Raw genomic sequence first — 14,464 nt, 5'->3', positions numbered from 1 at the left:
CCGCACCGGCCCGGCCGGTGACCTATAAGGAGACAAAAATGGGATGGATCCTCACTCGCCGCCTGGCGATGCTGGTGGCTGTTGCCGGCCTGGCTTGCAGCGCTTTTTCTTCCGCGGCGCAGACCGCGCCCTGGCCTCAAAAGCCCATCACGCTGGTCGTGGCGTTTCCCCCTGGAGGGATGACCGACATCGTGGGCCGGTTGCTCGCCAACGACCTGTCCCAGACGCTTGGGCAGCCGGTCATCGTCGAGAACAGGGCGGGTGCGGCAGGGCAGGTGGCGACGGAATATGTCGCCAAGCGGCCCAACGACGGCTACACCCTGCTGATCAGCGCCACCGGACACGTCATCGCGCCGGCAACGCGCAGCCAGGTGGGCTATGACCCGGTCAAGGACTTCGAGCCGATCGCCGTACTGGCCAGGGCGCCGAACCTCCTGGTGGTCAACCCGGCCGTCCCGGCACGCGATTTCCCCGAGTTTCTCAAATGGGCCAGGTCGCAGCCCAGCGTGCCCTATGCCTCCGCGGGCGTGGGAGGGTCCACGCATCTGGCCGGCGAACTCCTGCGCCATGAGGGCCGTGTGCCGTTGTCTCACGTGCCGTACAAGGGCGCGGCACCCGCAGTCAATGACACCGTGGCCGGGCAGGTGCCGGTGGCCATCCAGGATGCCATGAGCGTGTCGTCCTTCATCGCCAGCGGGCAGCTGCGCCCCATCGTCGTGACCAGCGCCGAGCGCAGCGAGGTGTTCCCGCAACTTCCCACGCTCATGGAGCTGGGCTACCGGGATTTCGACGTCTACACCTGGCTCGGCCTGTATGCGCCGGCCTGCACGCCTGAGCCCATCGTCGCCCAGCTCAATCGGGAGGTGAACAGGATCATCAACTCGCCGGAGATGACGCAACGGCTCAAGGCGCAGTACAGCGAACCCGGCGGGGTCCGCGGTGTGGCGCAGGTCCGCCGGTACGTTGAACTGGAAACCGCCAAGTGGCGCCGGCTCGTTCAGATGACGGGCGTGAAGGTGTCGGAATGACGCCGGGTGTGGACGAGGCGCCAGGGCCGCCCGGCGGTACGGCGCATGCGCAGGCCCGCTATTTCGAGCGGCTTGCCGAGGGCATCTTCCAGATTCCACGTTGCACGGGGTGCGGCCGGCCCCATTTCTATCCGCGCATTTGCTGTCCGCATTGCGGTTCACTGGCGCTGGAGTGGTTCCTGCCGTCAGGGCGGGGCGTGGTCTACGCGACGACCGTGGTGCGTCGCACCGAAGGTGACCACACCATATGCCTGGTGGACCTCGATGAGGGCCCGCGCCTGATGAGCCGCGTCGTTGAGTTGCCCGTGGAGCAGGTGTGCATCGGATTGCGCGTGCAGTCGCGCATCGACATCACACCTGAAGGCCCGCTTCTCGTGTTCGTGCCCGGGCAGGCGCCATGAGCGCCGGTCATCGCGCAACGACGGCGATCCTCGGCACCGGGCTGGCCGGCCTCGGCCATGCCGGCGGCCGCTCCGAGCAGGAGATCATCGCGCAGGCATCGTGCACCGCGGTGCAGCGCAGCGGCCTGGCGATGCGCGACATCGACGGCCTCATCACCTCCAGCCTCACCTCGCCGTGGTGGACCCTGCGCATGGCCGAGTACCTGGGCATTCGTCCCCGGTTCAGCGACAGCACCATGTTCGGCGGTTCGTCGTTCATCGCGGATCTCAAGATCGCCTCGCTCGCCATCGCGGCGGGCGAGTGCGAGCACGTGCTCGTCTGCTACGGGGCCACGCCGCGCAGCGCGCCGAGCAGTTCCCGCATCCATCGATTGCGCGCGGAGCTCGACCCCCAGCCCTACGAGCATCCCTATCTGCCCTTCAATCCGGTGTCGAGCTACGCGCTGGCCGCGTCGCGGCACTTTCACGAATTCGGAACGACGCGCCGTCAGTTGGCCGAGGTGGCGGTTGCCGCGCGGCAATGGGCACAGCTCAACCCGGAGGCCTTTTCGCGCGATCCGCTGTCTCTCGATGACGTGCTGGGCGCGAAGATGATCTCGGACCCACTGACCGTGCGCGACTGCTGCCTGGTGACAGACGGCGCCGGCGCGTTCGTGGTCACCGCCGCGCACCGCGCGCGCGACCTGCATGCCAAGCCGATCTACGTGCTGGGCAGCGGTCATGCGCATTGGCACCGGCAGATTTCCTGCATGGACGATCTCACGGTGACGCCGGCCGTCGACTCGGGACGCACCGCGTTCGCCGAGGCGGGCCTCGTCCCTGCCGACATCGACCTGGTCGAGTTGTACGACGCTTTCACCATCAACCCGATCCTGTTCCTGGAAGACCTGGGTTTCTGCCGCAAAGGCGAGGGCGGCGCATTCGTGGAAGGCGGGCGCATCGCCCCGGGCGGTGACTTCCCGATGAACACCAACGGCGGCGGCCTTTCCTGCACCCATCCGGGCATGTACAGCATCTTCCTCGTCATCGAGGCGGTGAGCCAACTTCGCGGAGATGCCGGCGCACGACAGGTGCGGGACGCGGAAGTGGCGCTCGTGCATGGCAATGGCGGGGTGCTGTCGAGCCAGGCCACCGCGATTCTGGCGAGTTCGACGTGACGCAAGGGCTGCGTCCAGCAACCTTCCATGGAGTGAAACAAGCATGCTCGATCAGGCCCTCGATGGCATCAAGGTATTGGATCTCTCGCGGATTCTGGCGGGGCCATGGTGCACACAGAACCTTGCCGACCTGGGCGCCGAAGTCATCAAGATCGAGCATCCCGCCCGATCACTGGAGTTCGCCATGTCGCACGATCTGTTCTCTTCCCTCGATTCCTTCGTTKCCGCTTTCTCTGCTGCCTCTTCGCTGCTCGTTCGCGATGTCGCGGACGAATACCGTCCGGCCGAGGCCGATGAGGTGCTGGCTGCGGCGCAGCGGGTGCTGGCAGGCCGGGTGCGTGGGACCGACGTACTGACGTCGCCGGCCGTGGTCAAGGACTTCCTTCGGGCACGGCTGGGGAGTCTGCCACATGAGATCTTCCCCGTGGTGCACCTGGATGCACAGCACCGGGTGCTCGACTACGTGGAGATGTTCCGGGGCACGGTGAGCCAGACATCGGTGTATCCGCGCGAGGTGGTCAAGGATGCGCTGTCGCTGAACAGTTCCGCACTCTTGCTCGTGCATTGCCACCCGAGCGGTTGTGCCGACCTTCGCGGGCCGACGAGTATCTGAAGCAGACGCTCAAGCAGGCGACCGCGCTGGTGGACGTGCGCGTGCTGGATCATCTGATCGTCGCGGGCGGCACGGTCCTGTCGATGGCAGAGAGGGGCTACTTTGACGCAGGAGCCTTCGGGCTCTTGCCTCTTTGCGTCGACGCGCCCTATGGACGCGGCACGTCGGCTTCCGCCGTGCCCTCGGCCTTGGGCAGCAGGCTCACCGACCAATGGCCGCCTTGCTCCAACTGAGGCGCCAGCAGGTCATAGGTCTTGACCATGTTCAACAGTCCCGAGTGGCCGTAGGTCTGGGGCGAGAAGGCCGGGTCGGTGCGCTTGAGGTACTGGCCCAGGACGCCCAGGCCGACCTTGCCCTCGGATGTGTCGCTGGCGAGCAGTGACACGGCCTCGACGAGGAAGCGTGGCCGGCGCTTGGGCGGCTCCTGCTTCGGCGGCTCGGCCTTGGCCGGCTCCGCTTTGGCGGTCGCCCTCGGTGCGGCCTCGGCAACTGCTTCTGCGGGTGGCTCGGGACGGGTCCATTCGAAGAACTGGTCGCTGGCATTGCACAGGGCGTCGGGCGACACGTTGTCGCAGTCGACCAGGACGGCCACGCGTGTCTCCGTTGTCGTTGGGGTGATGCTCATTCGATGTCTGTGTTGCGGGATGAACGGTCCCCTCACAGTAGCCGATTTCGGGGCATCTCCGGCCCGCGGGCCTGGGCGCGCGACCGGCTCGCGTCGGTGGCCGAGCAGGTACGGGCCGAGGGCTGGGCCTGGGTGGATGCCGCGCCGCGCACCACGTCCTCCGAGCTTTACCAGTTCCAGCGGGCGCGCAGCACGCGCCGTGCGCCCGACAAGGCCGAGGCCAGACGCATCGCCGCGCTGGAGGAACGGCAGGCGAAGCTGCAGGATCGGCTGGACGACGGGAACGAGGACATGACCGACGCGCAGGCCCAGGCGTTGCAGGAGGAGATCGACGAACTTGGCGATGCGCTGGAGACCATCGAAAGCAAGCCGGTCGAATACCCGAGCGCCGTGGTGGCGCTGGCCGGGGCCGTGGTGTCGCTCGATCACATGGGCGGCGTGGTCGTGCATCGCGGCCTGCTGCGCGAGGAAGAGGCCAAGGCGTTGCGGGAGCAGGCGCGGCCGGAGGAAGGCGGCGCGGGCCACGGTTCGGACGCCGACCACGGTGACCCGGCCCGGCCTGGTCTTTCGGAGAAGTTGGTGAAGCGCCTGAGCGCGCACCGCACGGCCTTGCACGCCGAGGTCGCTCGGCACCCGCACGTCGCGCTGGTGGCCCTGGTGCATCGCCTTGCGCTGCGCGTGATCATGGACAGCTATGGGTCGCATGGCTCGCCGATCGACATCAGCGCCGTGCCGCAGGCTGGGCTCGGGTTGCATGCGCCGGACATGGACGAGGCACCGGCCGCCGTGGGCATGCGCCGGGTTCGGCAGGCCTGGGCCGACCGCCTGCCCGAGGACCCGGAGGCGCTTTTTGCGGAACTGCTGGCCTTTCCGCAACAGGAACTGCTGTCGCTGCTGGCAGTGTGCGTGGCCTCCACGGTCAACGCGTTGGCTTGCCGTGAAGACCACCATCCCGCCGACGCGCTCGCGCGGGCGGTGAACCTCGACATGCACGACTGGTGGACGCCGACCGCGTGTGGCTATTTCGAGCATGTCTCGAAAGCCCGCACGCTTGAAGCGGTCCAGGCGTTCGCGCCGGCCGAGGTGAACCGACTGGGCAAGCTCAGGAAGGCCGACATCGTGACCGGGGCCGAACGGCTGGCGCGGGAACCGGATGGTTGCCTGCGATGTTCCGGCGACAGGACGCTGATGCCCAAGCACAGGCCATCGCGTCGGAGCCAGAAGCCATGGACGGCGCCGAGACAGCCGGCGACGCTGAGACCGAAGCTTGCGGGGTCGTGCAAGCCGTCGCATGAGCATGGAGCCCCGGCCTGCGGGACGGGGCTTGTCCGGCGAGGGGCGCGACGCGCGCGGCAGGTGTGCCGCGCGCGTCTTTGAATTCAGCGGCTGCGCCGCCGCCGCCCATGCAAGCGCGCACCGCGAAGGGCGGCGCGGATCCACGATCTGCGACAGGCCTCGCTGCGCTGGGATGTACTGTGCCTTGCCTTGCCTTGCCTTGCCTTGCCTTGCCTTGCCGTGTCCGACGCTGACGGGCAGGCCGGCGTGAACGACGCAGGCGCGCTCCGACAGGACCTGGTACGCGATGCCAATCGACTTCCACTTCGAACTCATCAGTCCCGCAAGCCGCCGCGGCGCGGAGGGGCGCTTTCGTTCGTTCGCGAGTGCGGCGCGACTGGCATTCAGTTGCGAGCCGGATTCTTGCCGGATGGTTGTCGCTGGCTCGGTGGTTGCCGGGCGCATGCGTCCTTTGCGAGTACAGGTCCACGCCCACGGCCCTTGTTTTTGCCGTGAATCCTGGCGCGGGCACGGCGCCGCTCCCCTTCGTTTCGCTTTGCCTCGGGCTTGACCGCCGCAACCGTGCGGTCCGACAAATTTCCCCTCTGCTGCGCAGATTCCTCGCGAGGCAAATTTCTCGGGCCTTCCGGTCCTTCGCTGCGCTGCGGCCTCCTGCGCTGCGCCAGGTGGTGCGGCGAGCCCGGACCCGCGCCATTCGGATCACGCCAAGGCCGCGATGGGCGCGGTCCTGGATCAACCTCGAAAGGACTTCATCATGAGCACCATTGGCAACTTCATCGCGTCGGGCAACGGGTACACCGGCACCGTTCGCACCCTGTCCCTGAACGTGAAGGTCAAGATCGCGGCCGCCGAAAAGGCGAGCGAAAACGCCCCGGACTATCGCGTCATCGCCGGCAACGGTCTGGAAATCGGCGCGGCGTGGAAGAAGATCAGCCAGGCGGACCGGCCCTATCTGTCGGTGACGCTGGACGATCCATCGTTCCCCGCGACCATCTATGCCCACCTGGTCGAGGCGGATGACGGTGCGCACAGTCTGATCTGGTCGCGCAGCAAGGGCGATTGAGCATCGCCCTCGGCGCCCCGCCTCGGCGGGGCGCTTTTTCTTTTCTGTCATGGCGTGCGTCGACGGTCTCGGCGTGACGCGTTGTGTCCGCACTCATCGCCTCGCTTTCCTCGCTTGCGAAAGGGGTGCGAAGGCGCCGCGCACATTCACGCATTGCGTCGAACTTCGATCCGGCGCCTGTACGGAGTCAGGGAGCCTCGCCGATGAGCCCAAACAGGATCGTGGTCTTGCGCATATCAGCAGTCTCGCTTCCAGGGCTGACCTTGCCGGGCATCTCCGGCGATGCCGGACCGCGCTCTCGGGCGCAGCATCAAGCCGCCCATGGCGTCTCGCCCCTCTCGAGCTTCCATCGCTGACGCCTTCGCGCCTGCGGTGCTGCGCGCTTCGCTTGCAAGTCTGGCATGCGCGGGTACAGAGCGGTGTTGCTGTTCCCTTCATCGTCGCACGCCGGTCTCGCCGTCAAGGTCGGCGCGTGCGGTGCACGCTGGCGTCCTGCGGCCGTCGTCGAACCCTGACGGCTGCGCTGCGCCGTGCCGCTTCCGATCCCGGGCAATTCCGCCCGGATTCCTTTCAAGGAGAAAGACCATGACGAAGCTGATCACCGACGAACAACATGCGCAGTTGCTGGCCAATGGCCGGCGATCTATCGAGGATGGCGAATCCGATCCGTATCCCGTGGTCAAGATGTTCACGCCCGACGCGGGAGCGACGTGGCTGCTGACCGAGATCGATCCGGAGGACCCGGACCGGGCCTTCGGCCTGTGCGACCTGGGATGGGGCTTTCCGGAGCTAGGCTGCGTGAGCCTGCAGGAACTCGCGGCCTTGCGGGGGCGCCTGGGCCTGCCGATCGAACGGGACCTCGGCTTCGCCGCCGACAAGCCCATCAGCGGGTGTGCGCGCGAAGCGCGCCTCTCGGGGCGCATCGTGGCTTAGCCCCCCTTTCAGCCGCCAGCCTCCGCGGCTGGTGTTCCTGTCCTTGCTGCGCAGGCCTCGCTTCATCGTTCACAACGGGTCCGTGGGGCGAGCGTTGCAGCTGGCCGTCCCGGTCTCAGGACGCGCCATGCGTGCGCCTACGCCAGGCTGCGCCCCAACCGGTGGGGTTGATCGAAACGGCGCGGGAGCATCCGGGAACGACCCCCAGGGGCGTGCTCTTCTTCATCTGGCATCCACGCCAGCCACTCTTTCCTGCCCAACATGAACCATCAACGCGTGAGTGAAACCTTCTTCGAGGAAACCTATGCAATGCCGCACGATCAGACGGCGCGGTCCTTGTTTGCCAGGCTGCCTCATCGGTGCGGCTACGCGCAGACGATGATCGAATGCCTGGCAACCGGATACCTGGTGGCCGTGATCGAATCCATGTGCATTCGAGAAATGCAGGGACACGTCGATCCGATCGAGGAAGTGGTCGTGGGGCGCACCGTCCGGATCGAGCACCGAGCCCCCATTCCGCCCGCCACGCGACTGCGCGTGGGTGGTTGGACCGAGGGCATCGGGGAGCGCAGCGCGACGTTCCGTATCCGCGCGCATGACGATCACGAGCTCGTGCTGGACGGGACCGTCACACTGGTTGCGGCGCTGCGCGCAAGTATCGAGCCGCGAATTGCCAGGAAGTTGGACGCCATCGCGCTACGTCGCAGCGATTCACGCTCGTAGGCGCAGATCGCTCCTTTCGTTTGCGGTGGACGAATGACTTCTTCATGCCTCCCGTGCTCCCGGGGGCATCGATTGGCCGCCCCGGGTAGAGGCAGCAAGGGGCGTTGCAGTTCCCTTCAGAGGGCCTCGCCGTTCTCTCAGTCAAGGCGTGCGCGCACGCATGCGCGTGCGGTCTGGCGGCCGACCGTCGAGCCTTCACCCCTGCGCTGCGGCGTGTCGCGACCGATCTCGGGCAATCCCACTCATCCAAGATCGGAGTGCAACGCGTCAGCGTGGCGAGGCCGACTTCGGGCGCAGCGTGCGCCGGAGCGGCAATCGGCGGCGTCGCAGGCCAGGCCATGCCGGCCCCGCCTCGGCCGCCGGCCTCGGGGCAACGCCGTTGTTCGCTTCGAGAGCTCGCTAGACTTGTTGGATGTCCTCGATCGGTTACGTCATTCGACAAGCGTCCCCCTCTGACGCGCGAGCGGTGGCCGCCTTGGTCGGCTGTCTGCTGGCGGAGGTCGCCGGCGAGGCGGAAGATCCCGGCGCGCCTTTCGACCTGGGCGACACGACGGCGAGGCTGGCCCAGCTTCTCGAGCAGGAGCAGTACTTCGTGTTCGTCGCGCGGGCTGACGACGATTCCATCGCCGGGTTCGTCGCACCCTGCGAGGGCTGCACCCTGTCGGCCGGCGGCGCCTTCGGGCTGATCCCCGAGCTGTACGTCGTGCCGGAGGCTCGGTCGCGACGTGTGGGCGAGAAGCTCGTTGCAAGGGCGAAGAAATTTGCGACCACCAGGGGGTGGCAATGGCTGGAGGTCACCGCACCATCCTTGCCGGTGGGCGGGTTCGCGCTCGACTTCTATCGGCGCGAAGGCTTCTTGCTGCGCGAGGATCACCGCCTCTTCGCAAGGCTCTGAGGCCTGATCGGCGGCGGTTCATGCGCCGCGCACGCGCACAGTTGCGATGTCCGCTGGGACGGGCGAGCCAATCCTCGCACATGAACCTTCACCGAGACCATGCTGAGCGAAGCAACCGCATGCTCCGGACCTTGCGTCCGTGATCGCCGGCCGTCGGGAATCGAGCCTGGAACTTCAGCCTTGAAGCCCATGGTGCGCAAGCAGGAATCTCTAACTGGATACCTAACATGGATAAAAAGGCATCGACCACTTCAACCGGTGCGCGCAGCGCGGCAACGTCCGCGCTTCCGTGGAACCCGCCGGCCACGTTGACGCCGGCAATGACGCGCGTCGATACAGGGCCTGCCCCGCGCAGGGTTCAGCCTCGTGCCCTGGCGGCCCGTGATCGACCAGCGTCTTGGACAAGAGATGTCCGCAGTGGTGCGCGGGATGTCCGTGTCCTGGAAGTTCGGGCGACAGCGCGGCCTCTCCCTCTAGATTTCGCCGGACCCGCGACCGCCCCCCTTGGACTTGGAAGGCAGGCGGTGCGGAAGTGGCACACGCGGCGCTCTCAGCCGGGTGCCAGCGATCCGATGAGGGATGGCATGTGCGGGATGGGTGCCAGCAGCAACTGCCTGAGCGACTCGAGATCGTCCATGTTCAGTGCGCCTTGCGGGGCCGCCACGTAATAGGCCCAGGAGGTGTTCAGGCGATGGGCGAACGGTCGGATCAGCCGACCGTCCTTCAGATCCCTTTCAACGAGCTGGTCCACCGCCAGCGCGAAGCCCTGTCCTGCCGCGGCGGCCTCCAGCGCCACGGTGGCCTGGTTGAAGAAGGGACCCCGGGGCGATCGCCCCGGGGCGACGCCCGCCTTCGCCATCCATGCCTCCCAGAAATCGTGCAGCGACGTGTGCAGAAGCGTCTGCGACAACAGAATCCCCGGATCACTGGGCCGCCCGAGGCATTCGAAGAGCGCAGGACTGCAGACGGGAAACAGCTCCTCGTCGAACAGCTTCAGGCTGCACGCGCAGCGGCTGTCCGGTCGATGCTCGATCACCAGATCGATGTCCGCCCGCGAAATATCGGCCTCTGCGATGTCGGCGCAGACACGCAATTCGGCATTTTCGTGCGCGGCGCGCAAGACGTTCAGCCGCGGGCCCAGCCAGCGAGTGGCCAGACTGGGCGGCGCCCAGATGGTGATGGTCCGCTTGCCCGTGACCTCTTCGGTCGCTCGCGAGAGCTGGAGCAACGCAGAGCGGATCGATTCGGCGTAGGTACGCCCCACGACCGTGAGCGCCAAGGTGCCGGGAAGCCGGATGAACAGCTTGACACCGAGATGGGATTCCAGCGATCGGACGTGCTGTCCGACAGCGCCGGCGGTCACGCAAAGCTCATCGGCCGCCGTTCGATAGTTCAGATGCCTGGCGGTCGCCTCGAACGCGCGAACGGCATTCAGTGGGGGAAGCCTGATGCGAGTGGCCATGGCCGCAACCTGATGAACCTTCGACCGCCTTGAGTGTGGACGAAATCATTTTTGCATGGCATGCAACCCTTGACGGGGTGGCGAGCAGTTTTTCTGCGGCGAATGCAAGCAAATGTGACTTGCTGCCACTTTACGGCCGCCGATATCGTTGGGGCGCGCGCTGGCCGGCTGCCCGCAGCACGTCGTTCGGACCTTGATTCACCACATTGGAGCATCTTGACCTATGGACTATCTCGCGACTCTCGACGAACTGGCTCTTCCTGAACCCGAAGAACGATTCTTCGCCGGCCTGAGCGGCCGACAGGACCCGAGACTTGGGCGCTGGGCGAGGAGCTACCATTACTTTTCGATCTCCCAGGCGAAGCTGCTGCCGTTGATGGTGAAGCGCCTGGCGATGACGGACCACCACTCGCTGTCTGAAGTCACGAAAGCGCTCTACGAAGAGTACGGGTCGGGAAAAGCCGAGGCGGTGCACAGCCGCCTCTTCGCTCGATTCTGCGAGGCGGTCGGCCTGCGCGCCGACCGTCTGCCGATTGCGCGTGCCGACGTCGAGCCGGACGTTCTTCATTACCTCGATGCCATCGAAGCCGGCTATCGCCACGCGGACAACGGCATCGCGATGGCGACCTACTGCTTTCTGGAGCGGTCCGCCGTCCTGTCCTATCCGCTGATGTTGCGTCGACTGGACGAATTGGGATTTTCGGCATCCGATCTCATCTTCTTTTCGACGCATGTCGTGCAGGAAGCCGAGCATGACCAGGGGGCCAACCAGATCGCCAGGCGGTTGATCCGGTCATCGCGCGAGCAGCAGGATTTCGTCGATCAATTGCAGCGCATGCAACGCGCCTGGTCGAACTTCTGGCGGCCCTTCGCGATGCCGAAAGTGAACATCATTCGTTGAGTCGACGCAGGCGGGTCGCCGGCCCCTCGCCGGTGCACGTCAAGGCCGTGGCTGGCGCGCCCGCTGGAGCGGGTTGCGGCCACGCGAGCGCTCCAGGCGCAGCGGTCACGCGCCTTGAAGTCTTCACAGGAGATGCTATGGATGCCTCCCTCCCGAAGGGGATCAGAAGACTGGAGTTGAGATGACGCCGAAGGCGGCAAGCGCTGCCGTTGACCGCGGAGATCAAGCTGAGCAAGAGCAGAGGGACCCTCTGCTGGATACGGCATCAAAGTGCCCAAGAGGTGATAGACCAAGGTCTTCACAAACACCGCAGAGGGTCCGTCATGAATCGTAATACAGGCATGAATGCAGGACAAATCATCGGCACCATGAACGGTCGGCAGGTCGTCGGGCTGGACATTGCCAAGCACGTCTTTCAGCTGCACACGGTGGACATGGGCACGGGCGAGGTCATCAACGTGCAGCTCAAGCGCGCCAAGGTCATCGAACACTTTGCCAATCGCCAGCCCTGCCTCATCGCCATCGAGGCCTGCGGGAGTGGCCACCACTGGGCGCGCGAATTGATGGCGCTAGGCCACACGGTGCGCCTGTTGCACGCCAAGGCGGTGCGGCCCTTCGTCTCGGGCAACAAGACCGATGCCACTGATGCTCGTGCGATCTGGCTGGCCGTGCAACAGCCTGGCGTGAAATTCGTTGGCATCAAGACCGCGGTCCAGCAAGCCACGCTCACGCTGCATCGCCAGCGCGAACTCCTGATGAAGATGCGCACCATGCAAACCAACGCCCTGCGTGGGCTGCTGTATGAATTCGGCGCCACCTTCGCCAAGGGCCGCAATGCCCTGTTCAAGGACGTCGAGCAGGCTCTGGAAGAGCTCTCGCCACAGTTGCCCCAAATGGTGAGGGACAGCCTGCACGAGCAAGTCGAGCGCATCAAGGCGTTGAGCCAGGACATGCAGACGGTAGAGAAGCGCCTGGCGCTCCAACTCAAGGCCGATGCGGACATGCAGCGCATTGCGCAGATTCCGGGCGTGGGCCTGCTGACGGCGACCGCGGCCATTGCCACCATGGGCGAGGCCAGCGCCTTCAAGTCAGGGCGAGAGTTCTGCGCATGGCTGGGCCTGGTGCCCTCGCAAACCGGCACGGGCGGCAAGGTGCGCCTGGGCAACATCTCCAAACGAGGTGACACGTACATGCGCACCTTGCTCATTCACGGCGCCAGAAGTGTGCTGGCGCACACCAAGGAGCCTGGGGCGTGGCTTGAGGGGCTCAAGAGTCGCAGGCCCGCCAACGTGGTGATCGTGGCACAGGCCGCCAAGATGGCCCGAACGATCTGGGCCGTGACGGCCAAGCAGCAGGATTACCAACGGGGCTTTCAAAGCGTCAGGCCGCAAACGGCGTGACGTCAAGACAGCCAATTCATCAACCACCATAGAAAGGATATGGATCAGTCTTCGCAAGGGTAATGAGGCAGCAAAGAGTGACGTGATGTGAAACAGGTCAGACCGGGACGAGCTAAACCTGCATGGATCGTCGGACATGAAAAGTCCGCTATCGGAGATGAGGCGCTTGTCAGCGGATATGCATGGGGGCCAGCGGGCGAGTCGGGGAAACCGGGCGAGCCGCGCAATCAAGGCCGGATATAAGGACGCCGCCGACTTCTTCACAACGCGACACGAATTCTTCTCGCTACCCGGGAGGCATCCATATAAGGATCCATGTCGTGGCGTCGCGACATGGGTGTCGAATCTGTCCCATRCTCGAGTTGCGTCACCTTCGCTACTTCATTGCGGTCGCGGAAGAGCAGAACTTCAACCGTGCCGCCGAGCGGGTCCACATCGACCAGACGCCGCTGGCGCGAGCTATGCGCGATCTCGAAGATCAATTGGGCGTGAGCCTGCTCGTGCGCACGCCCCGGCGGCTCCATCTCACACCGGCGGGCAGCGAGTTGCTCGGACACGCGCGGCTTCTCCTCGTGCGGCTTGAACGCGTCAAACGGGCGGTTCGCTCCAAGGCGCAGCACCACCGGTCKTTGCGTATCGCGATCGCAGACGGCATTGCGCAACCGCACATGACGCACTGTCTGCAGACTTGGCAGTCCGTCTACCCAGACGCCCCGCTGGAACTGCTTGAACTGCGCGCCGATCAGTTGGTGGCCGCCCTGCGCCGGGAGGAAGCGGACGTTGGCTTCTGCTTCGGGGCCCCGCACCACGAGGCCATCGAACAGCGTGTGGCCTGGGCGTACCCCGTGCGCGCGATTCTCCCCGCGGGGCATGTCCTTGCGCGGCGCCGCGAACTGTCCATCGCCGAACTCCTGGCCTACCCCACCGTGACGTGCGACGCCAGCGCGATGCCGGGATTGCGCCGACAGATGGATGAACTGCAGCGGGCTCACGCATGCGTGCGGCTCCACACGGAAGAGGCCACGACCCTGGCCGGGTACCTGACGCGGGTGGCTGCCGGCATTGGCGTTGCGGACGTTGGGCATCTGCAGGCCTGCAATCGCGGCGACCTGGTGGCCGTGCCGCTGCTCGAGGAATTCAGCTTTCACACGTACGTGTTGCACAGGCGCCAGCCGGTGCGTTCACCGGACGCCGTGCTTCGATTCGTCGACCACGCCCTTTCGTCTGAGCCTGCCGGCGGACCTCGACCCAATGAGCGAGGCGCAGAGTCATGACTCCCCTTGAGACGCCGGAGGTGGCGAACGCCGCCGAAGGCGAAAGCCTGGGTGCGCTTGCGCAGTTGAAGGAGGAGATTCCATGAACGATCGGATCGCGGAATTTCGCGAAGCGCTGACGCCAGGGCTGCCTGCAGAGGTCATCTTCTCGAAAATCGCCGCCGCTGCGCGCGAGCTGGGCTTCGAGGGTTGCGCATACGGTCTGCGGCGCGGCCTGCCGCTTTCGCAACCTCGCTTCGTCCTGTTGAACAACTACGATCTGCGCTGGCAACAGCGCTACGCCAGCGCGTCCTATCTGAACATCGACCCGGTGGTCGCGCACGGGGCGCGACGGGTCGAGCCGGTGATGTGGACGGATGGACTCTTTCGCAGCGCGCCGCAGTTGTGGGATGAAGCACGCTCCTTCGGACTCGAGGTGGGGTGGTCCCAATCCTGCTTCGATGCCATCGGTACGGGTGGAATGTTGTCGCTCTCCCGCTCCCATGAAACGATCACGGCCGCGGAACTGCGCACGCGCGAGCCGTCGCTTCGAATGCTGGTTCACGTCGCGCATCTGGCGATGTCCGCAGCGCTGCTGACTTCGGAGTGGCCTGCTGCGGAGTTGACCCGGCGGGAAGAGGAGATCCTTCGCTGGACGGCCGATGGGAAAACGTCACCGGAGATCGCCGAGATCCTTCGGTTGTCCGTCAATAC

General features: G+C 65.8%; 14 protein-coding genes and 2 pseudogenes. 14 read left to right on the top strand and 2 right to left on the bottom strand.

Features of this window, described 5'->3' with window-relative positions:
• Positions 1-38: 38 nt before the first annotated feature.
• From AC1D2K_RS15450 to AC1D2K_RS15435, 4 genes and pseudogenes are all read left to right on the top strand, one after another.
• Positions 39-1,028, top strand: a complete 990-nt coding sequence (locus AC1D2K_RS15450; protein WP_478089712.1) for a Bug family tripartite tricarboxylate transporter substrate binding protein — start codon at positions 39-41, stop codon at positions 1,026-1,028.
• On the top strand, positions 1,025-1,429 hold the full coding sequence (locus tag AC1D2K_RS15445; protein ID WP_478089710.1) for a Zn-ribbon domain-containing OB-fold protein: 405 nt from the start codon (positions 1,025-1,027) through the stop codon (positions 1,427-1,429). Before AC1D2K_RS15450 ends, AC1D2K_RS15445 begins: the two co-directional genes overlap by 4 nt.
• Entirely contained in the window at positions 1,426-2,586 is a 1,161-nt protein-coding gene (locus AC1D2K_RS15440; RefSeq protein WP_478089709.1) for a thiolase, read from the top strand. The genes AC1D2K_RS15445 and AC1D2K_RS15440 overlap by 4 nt, the downstream gene beginning before the upstream one ends.
• Positions 2,483-3,432: pseudogene (locus tag AC1D2K_RS15435) on the top strand (JAB domain-containing protein). Before AC1D2K_RS15440 ends, AC1D2K_RS15435 begins: the two are co-directional and overlap by 104 nt.
• On the opposite strand, the gene AC1D2K_RS15430 reads toward AC1D2K_RS15435, so the two are convergent.
• Complete coding sequence (locus AC1D2K_RS15430; RefSeq protein WP_478089708.1) at positions 3,348-3,824, bottom strand: OST-HTH/LOTUS domain-containing protein; 477 nt, start codon at positions 3,822-3,824, stop codon at positions 3,348-3,350. The pseudogene AC1D2K_RS15435 and the gene AC1D2K_RS15430 overlap by 85 nt on opposite strands.
• 96 nt (positions 3,825-3,920) lie before the next feature.
• Here AC1D2K_RS15430 and AC1D2K_RS15425 point away from each other — a divergent pair, with 96 nt between their 5' ends.
• From AC1D2K_RS15425 to AC1D2K_RS15400, 6 genes and pseudogenes are all read left to right on the top strand, one after another.
• The gene (locus AC1D2K_RS15425; RefSeq protein ID WP_478089707.1) at positions 3,921-5,201 is read left to right on the top strand and encodes an ABC transporter C-terminal domain-containing protein; all 1,281 of its coding nucleotides are present in this window, start codon (positions 3,921-3,923) and stop codon (positions 5,199-5,201) included.
• A 673-nt stretch (positions 5,202-5,874) separates the two neighbouring features.
• The gene (locus AC1D2K_RS15420; RefSeq protein WP_478089706.1) at positions 5,875-6,183 is read left to right on the top strand and encodes a DUF736 domain-containing protein; all 309 of its coding nucleotides are present in this window, start codon (positions 5,875-5,877) and stop codon (positions 6,181-6,183) included.
• 585 nt (positions 6,184-6,768) lie between these two features.
• Positions 6,769-7,116: a DUF2958 domain-containing protein gene (locus AC1D2K_RS15415; protein ID WP_478089705.1), complete on the top strand. Its 348-nt coding sequence runs from the start codon at positions 6,769-6,771 to the stop codon at positions 7,114-7,116.
• A gap of 261 nt (positions 7,117-7,377) precedes the next feature.
• A complete protein-coding gene (locus AC1D2K_RS15410; protein WP_478089704.1) occupies positions 7,378-7,839 on the top strand; it encodes a thioesterase family protein in 462 nt (153 codons plus the stop codon).
• Positions 7,840-8,305: 466 nt separating this feature from the next.
• Positions 8,306-8,734 (top strand): GNAT family N-acetyltransferase, encoded by a 429-nt coding sequence (locus tag AC1D2K_RS15405; RefSeq protein ID WP_478089703.1) that lies wholly within the window; start codon positions 8,306-8,308, stop codon positions 8,732-8,734.
• A gap of 357 nt (positions 8,735-9,091) precedes the next feature.
• A pseudogene (locus AC1D2K_RS15400) lies at positions 9,092-9,211 on the top strand (DUF3363 domain-containing protein); the annotation flags it as partial.
• A gap of 73 nt (positions 9,212-9,284) precedes the next feature.
• Here AC1D2K_RS15400 and AC1D2K_RS15395 read toward each other — a convergent pair.
• Positions 9,285-10,196: a LysR substrate-binding domain-containing protein gene (locus AC1D2K_RS15395; protein WP_478089702.1), complete on the bottom strand. Its 912-nt coding sequence runs from the start codon at positions 10,194-10,196 to the stop codon at positions 9,285-9,287.
• Positions 10,197-10,419: 223 nt separating this feature from the next.
• Here AC1D2K_RS15395 and AC1D2K_RS15390 point away from each other — a divergent pair, with 223 nt between their 5' ends.
• The 4 genes from AC1D2K_RS15390 to AC1D2K_RS15375 all read left to right on the top strand — a co-directional run.
• Positions 10,420-11,097 (top strand): iron-containing redox enzyme family protein, encoded by a 678-nt coding sequence (locus AC1D2K_RS15390; RefSeq protein WP_478089701.1) that lies wholly within the window; start codon positions 10,420-10,422, stop codon positions 11,095-11,097.
• A gap of 368 nt (positions 11,098-11,465) precedes the next feature.
• Entirely contained in the window at positions 11,466-12,497 is a 1,032-nt protein-coding gene (locus AC1D2K_RS15385) for an IS110 family RNA-guided transposase (RefSeq protein ID WP_478089711.1), read from the top strand.
• Positions 12,498-12,679: 182 nt separating this feature from the next.
• Entirely contained in the window at positions 12,680-13,771 is a 1,092-nt protein-coding gene (locus tag AC1D2K_RS15380) for a LysR family transcriptional regulator (RefSeq protein WP_478089700.1), read from the top strand.
• An 82-nt stretch (positions 13,772-13,853) separates the two neighbouring features.
• Positions 13,854-14,464 (top strand): LuxR family transcriptional regulator (locus AC1D2K_RS15375; protein ID WP_478089699.1); only part of this gene is annotated, 611 nt, incomplete at its 3' end.

It is taken from the genome of Variovorax sp. P1_H12_2, assembly GCF_056405335.1.
The sequence above is the reverse complement of the archived record's forward strand: the minus strand, read 5'-3'. Positions and strand labels throughout refer to the sequence as shown.